This window comes from Paraburkholderia terricola, assembly GCF_900142195.1.
GTDB classification, from domain to species: Bacteria; Pseudomonadota; Gammaproteobacteria; order Burkholderiales; family Burkholderiaceae; genus Paraburkholderia; species Paraburkholderia terricola.
Window position 1 is genome coordinate 255,500 of sequence record NZ_FRAB01000003.1, and the last position, 18,598, is coordinate 274,097.

Here is an 18,598-nt window from a genome sequence, read left to right on the forward strand (position 1 = left end):
TCATTCGAGGCCGGCCGCGACGGCGCGGGCCTCGTCGAACGCTTGCGGGAAACCCAGGTAGACCGGCTTGCCGCCCGCGCGCATCCGCATGAAGAGCCGGTGCTCGACCTGATACTTGACGTTGCCGATCGCGAGCGCGCCGATGCCGATCGCATCCGCGTTCGGCACGCCCTCGATCGGCTTGCCGTCGTTCATCACGTTGACGCCCGCGATGCCTTCCGGCGGCACGGCGTTCACGTCGGCGGCGATCAGCAGATGTTTCGCATGGGCCAGGTCGGCGGCGCTCACCACCTGAACGCCCGCGATGGCGGTGGCGAGCACGATCTCGGCCTCGCCCAGCGCCGCGTGCAACTGGTCCGGCGTGGCCGTGCTGATGCCCTTGGTGACGATGCCGAAGCGCTGGTTGATTTCGTCGCTGACCCGCACGGCGCGCGCCTGCTCGGCATGGCTCGCGATCGACACGTCGGCGCCGAGCGAGGCGGCCATCGCCGCCGCCACGCGCCCGACCGCGCCGGTGCCGCCGAGAATCAGCACGCGCTTGCCGCCCAGCTCCATCCCATAGGCCTTGCTCAAATGCCGCTCGACGAGCGCGACGAGCGCGGCCGCGGTCGTGTACGAACCGCTCGGGTCGGCGAACACCGAGACCTCGAACGGCGGGACCATCGCGCGGCGCGCGGTGTCGAGCATGTCGGCGGCGAGCATCACGTCGCGCCCGCCGATGAAGATGCCGGTGCGCGACACGCCCTTCGGGCCGCGCGAAAAGATCGCGTCTTGCGTGAGGTTCGCGATCATCCCCTGATCGACGCTGCAATACGGGACGATGACCTGGTAGCCGGCGTCGGCGGCCATGTTCACGTCGAACGGACTCATCTGCGGCGTGGCCGTGAACATGTGCAGGATATAGGGCCTTTCTGCGGGCTTTTCGGTGGTGTCGGACATGGCGGAAGGCTCGTTTTAGTGGCGATCTCGTGGACGGCGCAAGGCACCCGTGCGGGCACTTGCGCGGACGTCGATAAGTGAGTGGCGCTGCGGCGGGGGGAGCGCGGCGGGGCAAATGCGGCCTGGCAATCGAGCGTCACCTGGCGTCGCTTGCGCGATGACGATGAACGCCGCGGGCTTCGCGGCCGGCCACGCCGCCGTGAGCCGCGTTGCAGTGAGCCGCGTTGCAGTGAGCCGCGCCGCGGCTAGCCGGATCGGGCCGCGCGGCGTCATGCGGCGTCGCTGCGCGGCTGGCGCGCTTCGGCGGAGCGGATCGTCGCGCCGCGATTGCGTCCCGCGACGACCGTGCATTCGATGTGCGGCATGCCGCGCGTCGCCTCGCGCGCGGTGGCGAGCGCGCGTTCGGCGTCGTCCGTGCTCGCGACGATGGCGAACCCCGTCGGTCCCCAGGATGTCTGGCCGATACCCGCGGTCCGCTGCGCGGCCACCGCGCGCAACGCGCGCTCGACCTCGGGACTCGCGAACACGCCGCCTTGCACCGGCGCGAAATATTCGCCGATGGTCTGCTGCATCTCGGTCAGCCCATGCGCGAACGGCACGATATTGCGCTCGGCGGCGCCGGGCAGAATCTTCATCAGAAGGAGGTGGCAAAGATGCGCGGCGAGTTTTTGCGGAAACGGCGCGAGCGCGGCGAGGCCGCGGCGTTCTTCCGCGCCGTGCAAACCTTCGCGCGAGTTGTCGCTCACGAGCAGCACGCGCCAGTTCTCGGGAAACGGCTGGCGCGCGAGCAGCGGCGGCACACCCGAGCGCAGTTCGCCGGCGGGGCCGCCGTCCACCAGCAGGCCGCCCGAATCGAATCCGAGAATGCCGATGCCGGAGCGCGCGCCGCGCCCGAGCAGGCTCGCGAGCTCGGTGCTGGTCGCGCTGTGGCCGAGCAGACGAACGAAGGCCGTGCCGACCGCCATCGCGAGTTGGGTGCCCGAGCCGAGGCCGGTGTGCGCGCGCGGAATATGCGCGACGTCGATGGCGACGGGGGTGGGATCGTAGGCCGCGTGCAGCCGCGCGAGACAGGTCGCGATGCGCTCGCGCTCGGCTTCGGTCACCGCGCCGTCGATGCGGTCGCGGTCCGCGACGCGCGCTTCGAGCCGCGTGCCATGTCCGTCGATGACGAGGCCGACGCTGCCGAACGCGCGCCCGAGCGACGCGTTCGGATCGAGAAAGCCCAGATGCAGGCGCGCGGGAGCATCGACCGTCACGACGGCCTGCGGCGGAAGGCGGCGAAACTGAAGCTGCATCGCGGATGTCCTCGTGTGTGCTTGAGCGGATCTCGTTGCGTGGCCGTCTTGCGGACGGCCGCGCAACCAGGCGAATAGGGCGAACGGGGCGTGCCGGGTGACGTCAAGCAGAAGCCGTACCAGGCGAACGCGGTGGCCGGCGGCAAGGCGGCGCACGAGGTTCACCGCGGGTCTTGCGCCGCAAGCATGGAGAGAACGGCGCGGCCTTTCCCGGGCGGGAGGTGCCGCGCTTTGCGCCGCCACAGGGGCACAGTGTCACCGTGGCGGCGCACGACGCGTGGCATCGCTGCCGGGTGCCGCGCTCAACCGCCTTGCGCGGGTTTCGGCGCGTCGTACTTGATATAGCGGAAGCGCTGGTCGTCGGTGGGCGTGCCTTCCAGCGCACCGCCCTCCAGACGCGGCTGCCACTGAATGAACGATTCCATTTTTTCGGCGAGCGTGAAGTCCTTGTCCGTGATGCCCTTCGCGGAGTGGGTCTTGAGCTTCACGATGACGAACGCATAGGAAACCGTCAGATCCGGGTGATGCCAGGCGGCTTCCGCGAGGTGGCCGACCGCGTTCACCACCATCAACGTTCCCTTCCAGCCTTCCGTCCGATACTTGCGCCGCAGCCAGCCGTCCTCCAGATACCAGTGCTGTAGCGGACCGACGAGGCGCTGCTGGATCTCGTCGTCGGAATAGACCTTTTCGGTGTTTGCCATGACCGTTGCTCCGCGCGTGATGGAACCAGTCAGCGCCGCAAGCTGCGCGCCAGCTTCGCCTTGCCGTCCGCGTCGCTATCGCAAGACGGCACAGGCGCGGCAATGCAAGGCGTGCAAGGCAAATGCGCGCGGCCGATTCACCGCGCATTCGCGCGCCAGGCAGGTGACGCATGCGACGGCTATCCCGGAAGTGACACAGTATGTTCCGCGTCGTTCGGCACAGGCGGTCACGCCGTGACACCGCGGCCTCGCGACGCGTGTGACCGCGAGCGCGCCGAAGGAGCCCCGCGCGCCGCGCGGCGTATGCCAACGAGCTTGTGGCCGCGAATACCGTGAAGCGCGCTTTCTTCCGGCATGGAATATGCGTTGGGGCTTCATGCGCCGCAAAGCCCGACGTCGAATCGGGAAAGGGCGCTTGATCGTTACCCGCATTGAGGAAGGCGCGCGCAGTGCGACGAGGTAGCGTGGGTCATTCGTGAGTTGAACAGCAAGACAATTCTGGAGGAGACATGAACTTACGCACCATGGTTCTTGGGCTCTCGATCCTCGCATCGGCAGCCTTCAGCTCTATCGTTGCACACGCCGATCCGCAACTGGACGGGCTCATCAAAAATCCATCTAACTGGGCTGCCCAGGCGGGCGATTATTCGAATCACCGCTACAGTCCGCTCAAGCAGATCAACGAAAGCAACGTCGGCAAGCTACAGGTCGCATGGACCATGTCCACCGGCGTGCTGCGCGGCCATGAAGGCGCGCCGCTCGTCATCGGCGACACGATGTATATCCATTCGCCGTTTCCCAACAAGGTCATCGCAATCAACCTGAAGGATCAGACATTCATTTGGCAATACCAGCCGAAGCAGGACGAATCGGTGGTGTCCGTGATGTGTTGCGACACGGTCAACCGCGGGCTGGCGTATGGCGACGGCAAGATCTTCCTGCAACAGGCCGACACCAAGCTCGTCGCGCTGAACGCCAAGACCGGCGACGTGGTCTGGACCGCGCAGAACGGCAATCCGAAGGCGGGTGAAACCAACACCAACGCGCCGCACGTATTCGGCGACAAGGTGCTGACCGGCATTTCGGGCGGCGAGTTCGGCGTGCGCGGGCGTTTGATCGCCTACGACATCAAGAGCGGCAAGATGGTCTGGACCGCATACAGCACGGGTCCCGACAAGGAAATGCTGCTGAACCCCGACAAGACGATGACCTATGCCGACGGCAAGATGGTGCCGGTGGGCGCGGACTCGTCGCTGAAATCGTGGAAGGGGGATCAGTGGAAGCTGGGCGGCGGCACCACGTGGGGCTGGTATGCGTGGGACCCGAAGCTCAATCTTGTCTACTACGGCACCGGCAATCCGGGCACGTGGAATCCGACGCAACGACCGGGCGACAACAAATGGTCGCTGTCGATCTTCGCGCGCGATCTGAATACCGGCGAAGCCAAATGGGTCTATCAGATGACGCCCCACGACGAGTGGGACTATGACGGCGTCAACGAAATGATCCTGTCCGATCTGACGATCGGCGGCAAGAAGGTGCCCGCCATCGTTCACTTCGACCGCAACGGCTTCGGCTACACGTTGAACCGTGAGACCGGACAACTGCTCGTGGCCGAGAAGTTCGACCCGGCGGTGAACTGGGCGGAACGCGTCGACATCAAGAGCGGCCTGCCGATCCGCGCAGCGGCGTATTCGACGCAGGCGGCGGGTTCCGATCATAACGTGAAGGGCATCTGCCCGGCGGCGCTCGGCTCGAAGGACCAGCAACCCGCGGCGTTCGATCCGGCGACCAGCCTGTTCCTCGTGCCGACCAATCACGTCTGCATGGACTACGAGCCGTTCGATGTCGACTACGTGTCCGGTCAGCCGTATGTGGGCGCCACGCTCTCGATGTACCCCGGCACGAAGGGCAGCAACACGATGGGCAACTTCATCGCATGGGACGCGGCGAAGGGCAAGATCGTCTGGTCCAAGCCGGAGCGCTTCTCGGTGTGGTCCGGCGCGCTCGCCACGGCCGGCGGGATTGCCTTCTACGGCACGCTCGAAGGCTACATCAAGGCGGTTCGCATCAAGGACGGCAAGGAACTGTGGCGCTTCAAGACCCCGTCGGGGATCATCGGCAACGTGTTCACCTACGAGTATCAAGGCAAGCAGTTCGTCGGCGTCTACTCGGGCATTGGCGGCTGGGCCGGCATCGGCATGGCGGCGGGCCTCGAGAAGTCCACCGAAGGGCTGGGCGCGGTCGGCGGCTATCGCGACCTCGCGAAGTACACGGCGCTGGGCGGCACGCTGTTCGTGTTCGCCATTCCGGGCGGCAACGGCTGACGCGCCGCATCAAACCGAAGCGCGCGGCCGGCGCGCCCTCGCAACGAGGGCGCGGACCGCGGCGGCTTCGGTCTTACGAGTGACCTGAGCCGCGCCCATTCGCGGATGCGTCGATGAAACGCATCGGGGCGCGGCCATTATTCAAGGAGACATGTGCATGAAAGGCCGATCAATCTTGTTGCGGGCGGCAGTGCCCGCCTTATTCGTCGTGCTGCCTGTGACGTACGCCCAGACCAATCCCGCGATTGCCCAGGTGGCGTACAAGGTGGTCGACGGCAGCAAGGTCGACAGCAACACGCTGCAAGGATGGAAGACGTGGCGTGCGCTCGCCTGTGAACGCTGTCACGGCGCGAAGCAGGAGGGGATGGTGGGTCCGTCGCTGATCGAGGGGCTCAAGACCATCGACAAGAACGAATTTCATCGCACTGTATTTGGCGGCCGGGTGGACAAGGGTATGCCCGACTTCAGTACCAGCCAGATGATGCAAAAGAATTGGGAGAATCTCTACGCCTATCTGAAAGGGCGCTCCGACGGCCAGATCAAGCCGGGCGATCTGCAGGCCATCGACGCGAAGTAATGCCCGTGCCGCAATTCCTTCGGAGGTTTTCGATGCGTCATGGCAAACGACTGCCCGCTCACGTCGTGCTCGCCGCGGCCACGCTCTGCACCGCCGCGCTGGCGAGCGCCGCGGTGCAGGCGCAGGGTGGCGCGCTACCCAATAACGACGGCGCCGACGGCGTGCTGAGGGTCTGCGCGGACCCCAACAACATGCCGCTGTCCAACAGCAAGGGCGAGGGCTACGAGAACCGGATCGCGAGCCAGATGGCGAGCGACTTCGGCTACAAGCTGGAGTACACGTATTTTCCGCAGCGCATGGGCTTCGTGCGCCACACGCTGCGCGACAAGGTGCCGAACACCGAGCAATACAAATGCGACCTGATCATCGGCGTGCCGAAAGGCTACGACATGACCTCGACGACGCAGCCTTATCTGCGCTCCACGTATGCGATGGTGTTCACCAAGCGGCCCGAGCTGGCCGGCATCAATACGCCGGACGATCTGCTCAAGCTGCCGCCCGAGCAACTGCACAAGCTGCGCTTCGGCATTTTCTCGCAGACGCCCGCGGTGGACTGGCTGCTCGCGCACAACCTGATCGATCAGGCGGTCTCCTACAAGGTGCAAAGCGGCGACCCGCAGGAGTATCCCGGCCAGATGATCGAACATGATCTGAAGGCGGGCAATGTCGACGTCGTGTTCCTGTGGGGGCCGATCGCGGGCTACTTCGCGACGCGCTCCGGCGACACGGTGAAACTCGTGCCGTTCCCGGCCTCGCCCGGCATCCGCTTCGACTATGCGATCTCGATGGGCGTGCGCTATGGCGAGAAGGCGTGGAAGGACAAGGTCGATCAATGGATCGGCGCGAACCACGACAAGATCGACAAGATCCTCACCAGCTACCAGGTGCCGCTTCTGAAGCCCATCGACGCGCCCGCGGGCAAGCCCGCGGATGCGTCGCCATGAGGGGCGCGCCGCGGCCGTTGCGCCGCGCACGGCCCTGGGCGATCGCGGCACGCGTCATGGTCGCCGCGTGCGTTGTCTGCATGCTGCCGGCCGGCGCTCGCGCGGCCGGCACCGACGACATCACGCCCGCCGAAAAGCTCATCTTCACGACGGATCATCTGCGCGGCATCGAGGCGCAGACCGAGCTCGACTATACGGTGCTGACTTCGGACCAGCCGGCGCAGAGCGCGAACGTCGTGAAGGTGCTGGTGGTCAGCAAGGACAACGCGAAAGGGGACGCGCAGGTCTCGGACAAAAGCGGCGGCGTGCCGCTGCCGAACGCCGGCTTGCAGTGCAACCCGGTGATCATCTATTTCCTGGAGCGCGACATCACCGAGATGCAGCATCTGACGGGCGGCCAGCGGCGCTACTTCCAGCAGCGTTTGCGGCTCGCGCTCGCGGCGGGCCCGCGCATCGAGACGGTGACGAGCCAGATCGGCGGCAAGCCCGTGAAGGCGCAGCAGATCGTCGTGCAGCCGTATCTCGGCGACCCCAATGCGGAACGCTTCGCTCAGTACGTCGGCAAGCGCTACACGTTCCTGATCGCCGATTCGCTGCCGGGGCAGGTGGCGTTGATTCGCACCGACATTCCCGGCGCGAACAACGATTTCACGCACCCGTTGCGGACGGAGACGCTGAGCTTTCAGGCGGTGTTGCGCAAACTGTCACCGCCGCCCAATGCGCCTCATGCGCCCGGTGCGCCGGCCGCGCCGGTGAATCCGTCCAACGCGCCGCGGGCGAGCCGCTAGCGCGTTGTTCTCGGGTTGTTCTCGGGTTTAGTCCTTGCCATCGGCGCATTGCGCACGGCGTTCAACGCATTTCACAGCGAGTCCCGCCAACGTGAATTTCATCCGCTCGCTCACCTTGCGTCAGTTGCAGATCTTCGTCGTCGCGAGCCGTTATACGAGCTTTGCGCGCGCGGCGGAGGAACTGCATCTGACGCAGCCGGCGGTGTCGATGCAGATTCACCAGTTGGAGGAAGCGGTCGGCATGCGCCTGTTCGAGCGCATCGCGCGCAAACTCACGCTGACCGAGGCGGGCGAAAAACTGTCGCATCACGCGAGCCGGATTCTCGGCGAGATCAAGGATGCCGAGGATGCGATGACCTCGTTGAAGCAGGCCGACACCGGCTCGATCGCGGTCGGCATCGTCAGTTCGGCGACGTACTTCGCGCCGAAGCTGCTGGCGCTGTATTCGCACCTGTATCCGAAGGTCGACGTGCATTTTTCGGTCGGCAACCGCGACGCGCTGCTGCGCATGTTGCAGGACAACGCGATCGACCTCGCCATCATGGGGCGCCCGCCCCCGGAACTCGACACCACCACCGAACCGCTCGCCTACCATCCGCAAGTGGTGATCGCGCCGTTGACGCATCCGCTGTGCGGCGCGCGGCGCTTCGATCTGCAGGAACTGCGCGGCGACACGTTCCTGTTGCGCGAGCCCGGCTCGGGCACGCGCATGGCCGCGGAGGAAATGTTCAGGCAGCATCTGTTCACGCCCGCCAAGGTCGTCACGCTCGGCAGCAACGAAACCATCAAGCAGGCGGTCATGGCGGGGATGGGCGTGAGCCTGATTTCGCTGCACACGCTGCTGCTGGAATTGCGCACCGGAGAAATCGCGTTGCTGGATGTGAACGGCACGCCGATCGAACGCACCTGGCAGATCGTGCATCTGCGGGCCAAGCAGTTGTCGCCGACTTGCAAGGTGTTCCGGCAATTCCTGCTCGAACAGGCAGCCGCGTATCTGGATCGCGAGTATTCGGCGTTCGCGACGTTTCCCACGCGGGCGGCGGCCAGTGAGCGGCTCGGGGCCAAGGCCAGCTCCGCTTCCGACGCGGGGCTTTAGCGCGCCCGGCGACATGGCGGTGCGGGAACGTGCCATGCTTCGATCGTCGACGGCGACGCATGCCGTCATGCGTTGTCGTGTGAACGATCAACCGAGGATGAGCGATGAATGCCGATACCGAACCCGTGGAACAAACCGGCGGCTGCGCGTGCGGCGCCGTGCGTTTTCGTGTGAGCGCCGCGCCGACGCGCGTTTCCCTCTGTCATTGCATGACCTGCCGGCGCGTGCACGGCAGCGCGTTCGGCGCTTACGCGATCTTTGCGCGCGACGCCGTGCGGTTCACCGGACAGACCCAGGGCTGGCAAAGCTCCGAGCTGGGGCGGCGATATTTTTGCCCGGTCTGCGGCTCGGTGGCCTTCATGGAATATGTGGGCCACGATGAACTCGATCTTCCGCTGGGCGCATTCGACAATGTGGGTATCTACGAACCTACGTATGAATTGTGGTGTTGCCACAAGGAACCGTGGTTGCCCAAAGGCGTGCGCACCGAGTATGACGAGGACCGGCCGGGGTAGGTTGATGCTGTTTTTTTGGTTGGCGCCGTAAGCTGCCTCACGGCGCATGACTCGTTGCCGGAATCCAGTGCGGCCGCGCGGCGGCGACGCGCTCCAGCAGATAGTCGTTGAACGGGGCGAGCTTCGTTGCTCGCGGCTCACGCTGGCTGTAACGGCTAGCCTGCTTGTTCCTCAGATAGTGAGTGTTGCGCGATAAGCCTGTTTGACTCGCTATTTCACGCACCGCTGTCCCGCGCCTGGCCAATACCTTGATTTCACTGCCTGCTCCTGAGTCAGCATTGCGGGCAAAAGCCGCCATCGTCTCCCGGGTAGGTCAGGTTTACGTCGGCGCCAGCACACGCCTACCCCAAACCGCCAACAAACCCATGCCCAAACAGCATTAAACAAATGACACCCATGCTCTCGTGAAACCAGTTCAAAACAACGAGAATGCCTTCCACCACGGCATCGAGCCGTATTCAAGGAGAGCGAGCATGTTCGCAATTACCGGTGTAACAGGGCAAGTCGGCGGCGCGGCGGCGCGCGCTTTATTAGACGCGGGGCATCCGGTGCGCGCCGTTCTGCGCGACAAAAACAAAGCGGCGCAGTGGACGAAGCGAGGCGCTGAAGTGGCGATCGCCTCATTCGAGGACGCCGACGCGCTCGCCGATGCATTCAGCGGTACGGCGGGCGTCTTCGCCATGATGGCGCCCAACTTCGCGCCGCAGCCGGGCTACCCGAGCGCCCATGCGGCCGCAGCCGTGCTGATCGAAGCGCTGACGAAGGCACGGCCACAGCGTATCGCGGCGCTGTCGTCGGTTGGCGGGCAGCGCGAGTCGGGCCTTGGCCTCATCACGCAAGTCCATATTCTCGAACAAGCGCTCGCGGATCTGCCGATTCCGACCGCGATCTTGCGACCGGCATGGTTCATGGAAAACTCGCTGTGGGACATCGCGCCGGCGCGCGAAACGGGCGTGATGCCGAGCTTTTTGCAACCGCTCGATCGCCCGTATCCGATGGTCGCCACCGCCGATATCGGCCGCGTGATCGCCGATACGCTCGCGCAGCCGTGGCAGGGCCGTCGCGTGATCGAGATCGAAGGGCCGCAGCGCTACACGCAGCTTGAGATCGCCGCGCTGCTGGGCGGCGTGCTCGGGCGCTCGGTCAAGTCGCAGGCGGTGCCGCGCGATCAGTGGGAAGCGCGCTTCCAGGCGCAGGGCACGGCGTGGCCCGCGCCGCGCATCGAAATGCTCGACGGCTTCAATTCAGGGTGGATCGATTTCGAGGACGGCGTGAACGAGCGGGTGATCGGCACCACCGCGTATCAGACCGTGCTGGCGGAACTGGTCAAGCGCGCGCAGTGAGTGAGGGATGAGCCGACTTTCTGCGGCGCGGTGGAAAGGCGCTCGCCTTGCGGCATCGCCAAGGGTTCGCGGCTGCGAGCGCCAACGCATCCGCGCCCCGCGCGCGGTTCGCCGTCAAAAAATCGACTGCCCCGTATAAGTCGTCAGCCATTCCAGCGCCAACACCCCCGCCAGCGAATTGCCGTTGCTATCCAACCCCGGCGACCACACGCACACCGCCATCTCGCCGGGCAGCACGGCGACGATCCCGCCGCCCACGCCGCTTTTCGCGGGCAAGCCCACGCGGTAGACGAAATCGCCTGCCGCGTCATACGTGCCGCAGGTCAACATCAGCGCGGACAGGCGCTTGGCGGAACTGGTGTCGAGAATCCGCTCGCCGCTCGCGGGCACCACGCCGTGATTGGTGAGAAACAGCGCCGCCTTTGCCAGTTCGACGCAACTCATCGAGATCGCGCACTGGCGGCAATAGGCATCGACGACCACTTCCGGCGGCATTTCCATGTTGCCGAAGCTCGCCATGAAGTGCGCCATCGCGCGGTTGCGGTGCGCGTGCTGCAACTCCGACTGCGCGACGCGCGAGTCGTAGTCGATGCCGGTTTCGCCCGTCAGCCGCCGCATGAATTCAACCAGCGCCGTCTCGGCTTGCACGAAGCGGCGGCACAGCACGTCGGTGACGACGAGCGCGCCCGCGTTGATGAACGGATTGCGCGGCTTGCCCTGTTCGGCTTCGAGCTGGACCAGCGAATTGAAGGCGTTGCCGGACGGCTCGCGCCCCACGCGCTGCCATAGCGCGTCGCCGAGCAGCCGGAACGCCATCGTGCAGGCGAACAGCTTCGAAATGCTCTGAATCGAAAAGCGCGTGTCGGCCTGGCCGGTGCGAAATACTTCGCCCGACGCGGTGACGATCGCCATGCCGAAACTGTCGGCGGGCACGTTGGCCAGTTCGGGAATGTAGTCGGCGACCTTGCCGGTGCCGAGATAAGGCTGCAGATCGCCGTGGATCTGTTCGAGGATGGATGCGTAGTTCATGGGGCTCGGCTCGTTGAAGCCGCGATTCTACTGGCAAGCCGCGGCGTAGGGTTCGCCTTGCGTCGCCCTGGCGGGATCGGGCAGCGGTTCCCCCGGCTATGCTAATCTTGCTGCCTTTCCTGCAACAACACGGCAAAACAGACACCATGATGGAAGCTTTTGATCCGGACGGCGTCGAGCATCCGGTATTCGTGATCGACCAGAATCACGACACGCTGGACGAGCCGTGGCGCGCCTATCGCCGCGCGCGGCTGATCCATGTGAACGCGGGCGTGCTGACCGCGCACACCGAAACCGGGCGATGGGTGGTGCCGCCGGGGCACGCGGTCTGGGTGGCGGCGAATGTGCTGCACCGCCTGTCCGCCGTCGGACCCGTGCGGCTCTATTCGCTGTACGCGGACGCCGAGGCGGCGCCGCTGCCCGCGCAAAGCGATGCGGTCGTACCCGACCGGCTGGTGGAAGCCTTGCTGATCGCCGCCGCCGATCTGCCGCACGATCAACCCTTCGACGAAGCGGCCGCGCGTCTCGTGCAAGTGTTGCTGGACCGCCTGCCGCGTTTGCGCGCCGCGCCGCTGAGATTGAACTGGCCGAGCGATCCGCGCACCCAGCGGATTGCCGATGCGCTGAGCGCCAACCCGGCCGAGCCCGCGATTCTCGAGGACCTGGCCGCGGCGGCGGGCGTGACGGCTCGCACGGCGGCGCGTCTGTTCGTCAAGGAGACGGGGCAGACCTTCGGCCAATGGCGTCAGCAATTGCGGCTGCTGGTTGCGCTGGAGCACCTCGGCGCGGGCGCGAGCGTCACGCGGGTCGCGCTCGACGTCGGCTACAACGACGTGTCGTCGTTTATCGCGGTGTTCCGCGATGCGTTCGGCGACACACCCGCGCGCTATTTCCGCTGACGCTGACGCTGACGCAGCGCGACCACGCCCTTAACGCCGCACGCGAGCGGTGACGCGACGCAAATGAGCCCGAGCGGACACTTCGACATCAATGCGCGCCCGCCGCATCCGGTCCGCCGCCGCCCTTGGCCGGCCGCGTGATCCAGATCAGCGGAATGATCAGAATGAAGATGATCGCCGACACATAGAAAATGTCGTTCAGCCCCATCATCGCGGCTTGCGTATTCACGGTGAAATCGAACAACGCATGCGCCGATTGCGGGTTCAGATGCAGCAGCGACTGCGTCGAGTCGATCTGCTGGTTGAACAGCGGGTTGTCGATCGTGGCGCGCTCCGTGAGTCGCGCGTGATGCAGCACCGTGCGGTTGTTCCATTCGTTGCCGGCGATCGAGGTGCCCACCGCGCCGCAAAACACACGCACGAAATTCGACAGACCCGCCGCCGCCGGAATCTTGTGCGGCGGCTGGCCGGACAGAATGATCGCGGTCAGCGGCACGAAGAACAGCGCCATCGGAATGCCTTGCAGCAGCGTGGGAATCACGAGGTGCCATGTGTCGATCTCGATCACGTACTTCGAGCGCATGTAAAACACGATCGCGAAACCGACGAACGCGAGCGTCGCGATCACGCGCGCGTCCGAGCGCGGCAGCACGCGGCCCAGCACCGGCGCGAGCAGCACCGCGAAGATGCCGAGCGGCGCGGTGACGAGACCCGCATCCACCGACCGGTAGTTCAGATACTCCTGCATCCATTGCGGCAGCAGCACCAGGTTGCCGAAGAACACGCCGTAAGCCACCGAAATCGCAATCGTGCCGCCGAGGAAATTGCGCTGCTGAAAGAGCCGCAAATCGACGATCGGATGGTCCTCGGTCAGCTCCCACACGAGGAAGAACGAGAAGCTGATCAGCGCGGTGATGCCGAGAATCACGATTACCGGCGACGAGAACCAGTCGAGATCCTTGCCCTTGTCGAGCATGATCTGCAGCGACGCCACCCAGGTAATCAACAGGCCGAGCCCGACCACGTCGATGGGCGGCTTGCGGGTGGGCGACTCGCGGGTGCGATAGATCATCCACGTGACGCCCGCCGCGAACAGTCCGACCGGGATGTTGATGTAGAAGATCCACGACCAGCTATAACTATCCGTGATCCAGCCGCCGAGCGCCGGGCCCGCGATCGGGCCGACGGTCGCCGTCATCGCCCACAGCGAGAGCGCGGTCGACGCTTTCTCCTTCGGATACGAGCCGAGCAGAATCGCTTGCGACAGCGGAATCAGCGGACCGGCCACCGCGCCCTGGAATACCCGCGCGACCAGCAGGATCGGCAGCGTGGGCGCGATGCCGCACAGCCACGAAGCCAGCACGAACATCAGGATCGCGCCGACGAACAGCTTCACCTGGCCGACGCGCTGCGTGAGCCAGCCGGTCAGCGGAATCGACACGGCGTTGGCGGCGGCGAACACGGTGATGACCCAAGTGCCTTCGTCGACCGAGACGCCGAGATTGCCCGAAATGGTCGGGATCGCGACGTTCGCGATCGACGTGTCGAGCACGTTCATGAAGGTGGCGAGCGCCACGGCGATGGTCGCCAGAACCAGTTGCCCGCCCTTGAGCGGCGGCGGTGGCGCGGGTGGCGCAGGGGGTGGGGAGGCGGGCACGGAAGTCGGCTGGCTCAAACGGTTTCTCCGATCGGGACGCTGCGAATGTTCTGCGTGACTGGGCCGTTCACCGCTCACGGCATGCTGCATGCGCGGTCGGCGGGTCCGTCGAATGCTCGCAAAAGCATACCTGTATTCAGGTTTTGGCGTCGTCGGCGCGGGCAGGCCGGAGGGCGGAACCTGGCGCGGCAGCGTATGCTCGCGGGTTGGGCCGCATGAAGCGGGCACGCGCGGCTGCATGCCGCGACACGAAGAACCATCACGAACCACGAATCGACACGAACAGGGAGCGGATATGAGCTGGGAGCAATTCGAACACGGCTGGCGGCGCGCGCCGGCGGCTGCGCCTGCCAAGGCGTTGGTGGTGCTGATGCACGGCGTCGGCAGCAATGCGCGCGATCTGATGCCGCTCGCGGACATCTGGAGCGAGAGCCTGCCCGATGTCGCATTCACGTCGCTCGACGGCACCGACGCGTTCGACGGCGGCTTCGGCGGACGCCAGTGGTTCAGTCTGCGCGACATCAACGAGGGCAATCGCGAGACGCGCGTCGCGGCCGCCTATCCGGCATTGCGCCGCATGCTCGAAGCCGAACTCGCGCACTGGCAGTTGCCTTTCGGACGGCTTGCGCTCGTCGGCTTTTCGCAAGGTTCGATCATGGCGATGCATCACGTGGCGACCAGCGCCGAGGGCGCGGCCGGCGTCGTCGCGTATTCGGGGCGGCTCGCCTCGGTGATCGTCGCGCAGAACGGCACGCCGCTCACGCTGATCCACGGCGAGGAAGACGAAGTGATTCCGGTGCAGGAACTGGAATCCGCCGCCGACGCATTCCACGGCGCCGGCTACACGGTCGACGCCTACGCGTTGCCCGGCATCGGCCACACGATCAACGCGGACGGTGTCGCGCTCGGCCAGGCGGCGCTGGCGCATACGGTGGGCGCTTTGTCGCGGGACTGACACGGCCCTGAATGAAAGAAGGCCTCAAGATATTTATCTGCTTGTCGTTAACTGCTCATTAGCATGAAAATCACCCCCGCCGCGCGGACCGCGCAACGCCCACGAGGCGCCACGCGGCTCGGGTGACCGGGGGCGCATTTTTCCAGACTGCCCGGCAAGGGCGGATAACGACACAACAGAGCCTTCCTATGGCCAGACCGACGCCGCATTACCCGCTTTTCGATCGACTGTTCCGTCATTCCGTGGCGGTGGACCTCGGTACGGCCAACACCCTCATCTATACCGACGACGGGGGCATCGTGCTGAATCAGCCGTCCGTCGTGTGTTTTCAGAAAGAGGCCGCTGCCGGGCAAAAGCGCGTGGCGGCCGTGGGCGTCGAGGCGCGCCAGCTACTCGGCCGCGCGCCGCGCAATCTCGAAGCCGTGCGGCCGATGCGCCACGGCGTGATCGCCAACTTTTCCGCCGCCGAGCACATGATCCGGCAATTCGTCGACATGGCGCGCCCGCGGCCGCTCTTCAGCCGCCGCGCCGCGTTCACGTTGTGCGTGCCGGCGGGCGCGACCCAGGTCGAGCGGCGCGCGATCAAGGAAGCGGCCGTCGCGGCCGGCGCGTGGAAGGTGAGCCTGATCGGCGAGTCGCTCGCGTCGGCGCTCGGCGCGGGCTTGCCGGTGTCGGAGGCGACCGGGTCGATGGTGGTCGACATCGGCGGCGGCACCACCGAGGTCGGCGTGATTGCGCTCGGCGGCATGGCCTATAGCGGATCGATTCGCGTGGGAGGCGACAGCTTCGACATGGCGATCGTCAGTTACGTGCGCAATCTGTACGGCGTGCTGCTCGGCGAGCAGACGGCGGAGCACGTGAAGAAGAGCATCGGTTCGGCCGTGCGCGACGTGCGGCTCGAGCACATGAATGCGACGGGCCGCAGCGTCGACGACGGCCTGCCGCGCACGGTCCAGTTGAGCAACCACGATATCGCCGATGCAATCGAAGGGCCGCTGCGCCAGGTGATCGGCGCGGTGAAGCGCGGGCTGGAAATGACGCCGGCCGAACTGGTGACCGACATCGCGCACAACGGCATCGTGTTGACCGGCGGCGGCGCGCTGCTCGGCAACCTGAGCCGTCGCCTGAGCAATGAAATCGGACTGGAGGTGCGCGTGGCCGATGAACCGCTGACCTGCGCGGTGCGCGGCGCCGGCACGGCGGTGGCCGCGGGTTTGCTCGACGAGCTTGCTTACGAATGATTCGGCGCGGCGCATTTCACGTCACGGGCGCCAGGAGCCATGAACGCGGGAATCCGCGCGCGATATGAGCCGCCACCGGGATTAATGGCCGTGTGACAATACGCGTCGCGTCCATCTTCAGGAATGCGCGCGCGCTTTCTTTCCAGATCATGTCCAGTCGGCGCGGCTGTAATCAGGCGCTGCCGCGCCGTCCGCGAACCATCCGTGAATCCATCTGTTCCCGCTTCGTCCCCGGCGTCATCGTCGTCTTTCGTCGAACTGCGAAGCGGCTTGCGCATGCCTTACGTGGAAGCCGGCGAGGGCGAACCGCTGCTGTTCGTGCACGGCTCGCTGTGCGACTACCGCTACTGGCAGCCGCAACTCGCGGGACTGTCGAAGCATTACCGCTGCATCGCGGTGAGTCTCACGCATTACTGGCCGGTGACCGACACCGGGCCCGATCTGCCGTTCAGTTGGAGCGAGCATGCCGACGAAGTGGCCGAGTTCATCGACCGTTTCGGCGCGGGACCGGCGCACGTCGTCGGACATTCGCGCGGCGGCTGCGTCGCGTTTCATTTCGCGCGGCGGCATGCTCGGCACGTGCGCACGCTGACGCTCGCCGATCCTGGTGGGCCGCTGCAGATCGCGGGACGGCCGCCCGCGCGCTTGCCGGAAACGGTCAACGCATTGCGTGCGAAAGCGGCGCAACTGATCGACGCGGGCGAGGTGGACGCGGGCTTGCAACTGTTTGTCGACTCGGTGAGCCGGCCGGGTTTCTGGGCCATGAGCACGCCGGGCTTTCGCCGCATGGCGACCGACAACGCGCACACGCTGGCACGGCAATTCCGCGATCCGTTGCCTGCCTACGTGCCCGAGGAAGCGGCCGAAGTGCGCTGCCCGGTTCTGCTGATCGACGGCGAAAAGAGTCCCGACATGTTCCGCCGTACCGCGACCGCGCTGCAATCCTGGCTGCCCGATGCCCGTCGCGAAACAGTGCGCGGGGCGTCGCACGGCATGAACCTCGCGCATCCGTCGGCGTTCAATCGCTACGTCGACGAGTTCATTCGCGCGATGAGCGGGAGGTGACAGAGAGGTATGTCGCCGGGGGAGCCCGGGGTTCGCGCTGGCGCGGCGGAAACCTTCCCATGAGTCTCAGCACATTCGGCGCTTTCCTGACGAACCTCAAGCCTTGCGATGCGCGTCCTTGTCGAGCGCCACTTCCGCTGCTTCGCCGACGAGCCCGTGGTAATACAGGTGCACGCCGATCGCGAGCGAGTCGTTGCGAATTTCGTGGAAGGCTTTCCATGCCTTCACCGGATCCTTGAACAGCAGATAGTGCGCTTCCTGCGAGATGAGATCCGCCACTTCATGCAGACCGTGGCCGTGCAACACGTTCACGAGCGCATCGAGACTGCGGTGGGTGCGCGCGTCCGTGCGCGGATAAAGCATGTGCAACACCGCCACGTCTTGCGTCTTCAGCGCCGCCGACAACGCGACGACGATGTCCTGATGATTCAGCGCGGTGACGATGCTGTCGTCGCTATGGACGTGATCGGGAAACAGCGTTTCGAGAGAGGCGTTCATGTGGTTTTCCTGTTCTTCTGGCTGATTAAAAAAGCCCGCCGCAGGACGGCGGGCCAAAGACAGCGATGTGTTTGCAGGGGAAGCAAAACACGGATTCAGTATCGCAGAAGCGGGGCTGTTGACGCAGGCTGGCTGGAGCAAAACATTGTTGCAGTTCGTGGGCTGGCTTTCATTTGGCTGGCGGGTTGGGGTGGTTTTTTTGCCTGCGCGGCGCTTTTAGTCGTGGCGTTGCTGGGTTGGCCTTTCCTTGGTTTGTTAGTGGTCTATTGGCGTTGCCCCTGTGCGGGGCGGCACTGTAGTGGTCAAGCAAACCTGGACACCCCAAAGGCGAATTTTTAAAAAAGCGAAGCTTCGCACCGTGCCGGTGGCAGACCGCCTGCCGCCGAATGGATGCGCCTGTAGTTATAAAAGTTGTCGATGTAGGCCCCGATGTCGCGCTCGGCCTGCGCGTGATCCGGGTACCCTTTCTCATCGATCCACTCGTTCTTCAGGCTTCTGAAGAACCGTTCAACCGGCGCGTTGACGCTCCTATGTCAAGAAGCCGGCGTCGAATCGGCCAGATCAGCCAGGATGAGCGGGTACAGCTCACGGACGATATAGCGCTTGAGGCAGCGGTGGATCTCCTTGTTCGACATGCCTTCTTTCGTCCGACGATCCACGTACACCCGGGTACGGGGATCACTGCGCATTCGAACCATCGCAATGGTCCATAGAGCATTGTTCGCAGCC

General features: G+C 65.3%; 17 protein-coding genes and 3 pseudogenes. 11 read left to right on the forward strand and 9 right to left on the reverse strand.

Annotation, left to right across the window (positions count from 1 at the left end):
• The 3 genes from BUE39_RS04510 to BUE39_RS04520 all read right to left on the reverse strand — a co-directional run bounded on the left by BUE39_RS04510 (position 1) and on the right by BUE39_RS04520 (position 2,935).
• Positions 1–939 (reverse strand): NAD(P)-dependent methylenetetrahydromethanopterin dehydrogenase, encoded by a 939-nt coding sequence (locus tag BUE39_RS04510; protein WP_073427446.1) that lies wholly within the window; start codon positions 937–939, stop codon positions 1–3.
• Positions 940–1,208: 269 nt separating this feature from the next.
• Positions 1,209–2,234 carry a beta-ribofuranosylaminobenzene 5'-phosphate synthase family protein gene (locus BUE39_RS04515; RefSeq protein ID WP_073427447.1) on the reverse strand — a complete coding sequence of 342 codons (1,026 nt, stop codon included), beginning with the start codon at positions 2,232–2,234 and terminating at the stop codon, positions 1,209–1,211.
• A gap of 302 nt (positions 2,235–2,536) precedes the next feature.
• A complete protein-coding gene (locus BUE39_RS04520) occupies positions 2,537–2,935 on the reverse strand; it encodes a 4a-hydroxytetrahydrobiopterin dehydratase (RefSeq protein WP_073427448.1) in 399 nt (132 codons plus the stop codon).
• A 524-nt stretch (positions 2,936–3,459) separates the two neighbouring features.
• Here BUE39_RS04520 and BUE39_RS04530 point away from each other — a divergent pair.
• From BUE39_RS04530 to BUE39_RS04555, 6 genes are all read left to right on the forward strand, one after another.
• Positions 3,460–5,262: a methanol/ethanol family PQQ-dependent dehydrogenase gene (locus tag BUE39_RS04530; protein ID WP_227470583.1), complete on the forward strand. Its 1,803-nt coding sequence runs from the start codon at positions 3,460–3,462 to the stop codon at positions 5,260–5,262.
• Positions 5,263–5,419: 157 nt separating this feature from the next.
• Positions 5,420–5,839 carry a c-type cytochrome gene (locus BUE39_RS04535; RefSeq protein ID WP_073427451.1) on the forward strand — a complete coding sequence of 140 codons (420 nt, stop codon included), beginning with the start codon at positions 5,420–5,422 and terminating at the stop codon, positions 5,837–5,839.
• A gap of 32 nt (positions 5,840–5,871) precedes the next feature.
• Positions 5,872–6,783, forward strand: coding sequence for a substrate-binding domain-containing protein (locus BUE39_RS04540; protein ID WP_073427485.1), 912 nt, complete (start codon positions 5,872–5,874; stop codon positions 6,781–6,783).
• Entirely contained in the window at positions 6,780–7,571 is a 792-nt protein-coding gene (locus tag BUE39_RS04545) for a hypothetical protein (protein WP_374709831.1), read from the forward strand. The genes BUE39_RS04540 and BUE39_RS04545 overlap by 4 nt, the downstream gene beginning before the upstream one ends.
• Positions 7,572–7,662: 91 nt before the next feature.
• The gene (locus BUE39_RS04550) at positions 7,663–8,667 is read left to right on the forward strand and encodes a LysR family transcriptional regulator (RefSeq protein ID WP_073427452.1); all 1,005 of its coding nucleotides are present in this window, start codon (positions 7,663–7,665) and stop codon (positions 8,665–8,667) included.
• Positions 8,668–8,771: 104 nt separating this feature from the next.
• Positions 8,772–9,182, forward strand: coding sequence for a GFA family protein (locus BUE39_RS04555; protein ID WP_073427453.1), 411 nt, complete (start codon positions 8,772–8,774; stop codon positions 9,180–9,182).
• Between the two features lie 52 nt (positions 9,183–9,234).
• Here the strand turns inward: BUE39_RS04555 and BUE39_RS04560 are convergent.
• Positions 9,235–9,461: pseudogene (locus tag BUE39_RS04560) on the reverse strand (IS21 family transposase); the annotation flags it as partial.
• Between the two features lie 194 nt (positions 9,462–9,655).
• On the opposite strand from BUE39_RS04560, the gene BUE39_RS04565 reads away from it, so the two are divergent.
• Entirely contained in the window at positions 9,656–10,525 is an 870-nt protein-coding gene (locus tag BUE39_RS04565; RefSeq protein ID WP_073427454.1) for an NmrA family NAD(P)-binding protein, read from the forward strand.
• A 114-nt stretch (positions 10,526–10,639) separates the two neighbouring features.
• Here BUE39_RS04565 and BUE39_RS04570 read toward each other — a convergent pair whose 3' ends face one another.
• The gene (locus BUE39_RS04570) at positions 10,640–11,554 is read right to left on the reverse strand and encodes a glutaminase (protein ID WP_073427455.1); all 915 of its coding nucleotides are present in this window, start codon (positions 11,552–11,554) and stop codon (positions 10,640–10,642) included.
• Between the two features lie 146 nt (positions 11,555–11,700).
• Here BUE39_RS04570 and BUE39_RS04575 point away from each other — a divergent pair, with 146 nt between their 5' ends.
• Positions 11,701–12,453, forward strand: a complete 753-nt coding sequence (locus BUE39_RS04575; RefSeq protein WP_073427487.1) for an AraC family transcriptional regulator — start codon at positions 11,701–11,703, stop codon at positions 12,451–12,453.
• A gap of 88 nt (positions 12,454–12,541) precedes the next feature.
• Here BUE39_RS04575 and BUE39_RS04580 read toward each other — a convergent pair whose 3' ends face one another.
• Positions 12,542–14,128: a DHA2 family efflux MFS transporter permease subunit gene (locus BUE39_RS04580; RefSeq protein ID WP_073427456.1), complete on the reverse strand. Its 1,587-nt coding sequence runs from the start codon at positions 14,126–14,128 to the stop codon at positions 12,542–12,544.
• 277 nt (positions 14,129–14,405) lie between these two features.
• Here BUE39_RS04580 and BUE39_RS04585 point away from each other — a divergent pair, with 277 nt between their 5' ends.
• From BUE39_RS04585 to BUE39_RS04595, 3 genes are all read left to right on the forward strand, one after another.
• Positions 14,406–15,065, forward strand: a complete 660-nt coding sequence (locus BUE39_RS04585; protein ID WP_073427457.1) for an alpha/beta hydrolase — start codon at positions 14,406–14,408, stop codon at positions 15,063–15,065.
• A gap of 188 nt (positions 15,066–15,253) precedes the next feature.
• On the forward strand, positions 15,254–16,306 hold the full coding sequence (mreB, locus tag BUE39_RS04590; protein WP_073427458.1) for a rod shape-determining protein: 1,053 nt from the start codon (positions 15,254–15,256) through the stop codon (positions 16,304–16,306).
• A gap of 276 nt (positions 16,307–16,582) precedes the next feature.
• Complete coding sequence (locus BUE39_RS04595) at positions 16,583–17,371, forward strand: alpha/beta fold hydrolase (RefSeq protein WP_073427459.1); 789 nt, start codon at positions 16,583–16,585, stop codon at positions 17,369–17,371.
• A 96-nt stretch (positions 17,372–17,467) separates the two neighbouring features.
• Here BUE39_RS04595 and BUE39_RS04600 read toward each other — a convergent pair whose 3' ends face one another.
• The 3 genes and pseudogenes from BUE39_RS04600 to BUE39_RS04610 all read right to left on the reverse strand — a co-directional run.
• Entirely contained in the window at positions 17,468–17,869 is a 402-nt protein-coding gene (locus BUE39_RS04600; protein WP_073427460.1) for a hypothetical protein, read from the reverse strand.
• A 335-nt stretch (positions 17,870–18,204) separates the two neighbouring features.
• A pseudogene (locus tag BUE39_RS04605) lies at positions 18,205–18,390 on the reverse strand (integrase core domain-containing protein); the annotation flags it as partial.
• Between the two features lie 12 nt (positions 18,391–18,402).
• Positions 18,403–18,598 (reverse strand): annotated as a pseudogene (locus BUE39_RS04610) (IS110 family transposase); the annotation flags it as partial.